Origin of the sequence: Mycobacterium angelicum (assembly GCF_002086155.1) — a bacterium.
GTDB classification, from domain to species: domain Bacteria; phylum Actinomycetota; class Actinomycetes; order Mycobacteriales; family Mycobacteriaceae; genus Mycobacterium; species Mycobacterium angelicum.
Genome location: NZ_MVHE01000168.1, coordinates 1 through 2222, shown reverse-complemented (window position 1 = coordinate 2222; position 2222 = coordinate 1). Strand labels below are relative to the sequence as shown.

Here is a 2222-nt window from a genome sequence, read left to right as displayed (position 1 = left end):
TCGCCGCCGCATCAAGCTCGCGATAGGTCAGCGAACCAGCCTCACCAACCACCGCGACAACCTCCGGAATGCGCTGCACCTGCACAGCAAACAACTGCGGGATGGTCGCTGCGGGTATTGCAGTGCCGGTGGAGTGTTGGGTCAGGATCTGACGACGTTGCGCGGCATCGAGCAGATCAAGCACATCGATGCGTTGGTGCGGGTCGGCAGTGACGACGTCCAGGATGCGCAGGTAGTGGGCGGCGAACCCTTCGACGGTCGCGCGGTCAAACAGGTAGGTGGCGTACTCAATAATCCCGGGCATCGGTTGAGGGGATTGGCCGGTGATCGGGGGCACATCGACGAGGTTGATGAACAGGTCGAACTTCGCGGTCCCGGTCGGGGCGGGTAACGCCTCGACCTGTAAGCCGGGTAGCTCGATGGTGGGCAACGGATTGTTCTGCAACGCGAAAAACACCTGAAACAGCGGATGGTGCGCGGTTGACCGGGTCGGATTGAGCAGCTCCACCAACCGCTCAAACGGCGCATCCTGGTGCTGGTAAGCGGCCAACGCCTTAGCCCGAACCTGCTCGAGCAGCTCACTAAACCGTGGGTTGCCCGAGGTATCGACCCGCAACACCCAGGTATTGACGAAAAACCCGATCAACTCACCCAACGCGGCATCGGTGCGTCCCGCGATCGGGCCACCAATCGTGATGTCATCACCCGCGCCCAACTTGCGCAACAACACCGCCAACGCCGCCTGCAACACCATCGACATGGTGGTCCCACTCTCGTGGGCCCACCGCGCGATCCGCTGCCGCAACCCCACATGGATGCTGAACGGCACATGCTCTCCGGCAAAGGACTGCACGGGGGGGCGCGCCCGGTCACATGGCAGCTCGACCTGCTCGGGAGCCCCGGTCAACTCGGCCCGCCAATACTCCAACTGCTGCGCGACCACACTGTCGGGATCGTGCTCGTCGCCCAGGATCTCGTTCTGCCACAGGGTGTAATCGGCGTACTGCACCGCCAACGCCGACCACCCCGGTTCCTCGCCCGCGCGCCGCGCCGCGTACGCCGTCGCCAAATCCTGAGCCAACGGCACCAACGACGCCCCATCAGCGGCGATGTGGTGCACCGCCAACACCACCACATGCTCCCTGGCTGAGACCTCCAACACCTCGACCCGGATCGGAATCTCACTTCCCAACGCGAAACGATGCTGAGCCGCCCGGGTAATCGCCCCCGCCAGCTCGGCACCGCTGACCCGGCTCAGCGGCACCGATACCGCCGTCGGCGGCAGGATCTGCTGCCAGGGCACCCCGTCGACCGCCGGAAACACCGTGCGCAGGCTTTCATGACGGGCCACCACATCACCGATAGCGGCCGTCAACGCCGCGACGTCTAGTGGTCCGGTCATGCGCAACGCCAACGGAATGTTGTACGTCGCCGACGGGCCCTCATAGACGTCCAGGAACCACAACCGGCGTTGAGCAAAGGACAACGGGATCTGCGCGGGGCGCCGCTGGGGGGTTAGGGCCGCACGCACCCGGTGTCCATCCTGGGCACCGATCCACTCGGCCAGCCCGGCCACCGTGGGGGTATCGAACAAAACCCGAATGGGCACCTCCACACCGAGCTCGGCGCGGATGCGCGCCACCAACCGCATTGCGGTCAACGAATGCCCGCCCAGGGTGAAAAACCCATCGTCAATGCCGACCCGTGCCGACCCCAACACCTCGGCGAACAACCCCGCCAACACCAACTCACTCTGATCGCGCGGACCCCGATAGGCCACCGCGCTGTCAAACTCCGGAGCCGGCAACGCCCGCCGATCCAGCTTGCCGTTGACCGTCAACGGCAACGCCGCCAACACCACCACCGCCGCGGGCACCATGTACGACGGCAACCGATCGGCCACCGCGGCGCGTGCCCCACCCGCATCGACCGCCCCCACCACATAGCCAACCAGCTGCTTATCGCCGGGACGGTCTTCACGGGCGATCACCACCGCCTGATCCACCCCATCCACCCCAGCCAACGCCGCCGCCACCTCACCACACTCGATCCGATGCCCACGAATCTTGACCTGCTCATCGGCGCGGCCCACATACACCAGCTGGCCGTCAGCACCCCGGCGCACCACATCCCCGGTCCGATACATCCGCTCCCCGGCGGCGGCGAACGGACATGCCACAAACCGAGACGCCGTCAACCCCGCCCGCCGCCAATAGCCACAC

1 protein-coding gene is annotated in these 2222 nt (G+C 65.8%); it reads right to left on the bottom strand.

The genetic code is table 11. From position 1 onward, the window contains the following. A partial coding sequence (locus BST12_RS28740; RefSeq protein ID WP_139802042.1) for a condensation domain-containing protein occupies positions 1-2222 on the bottom strand: 2222 nt, incomplete at both ends.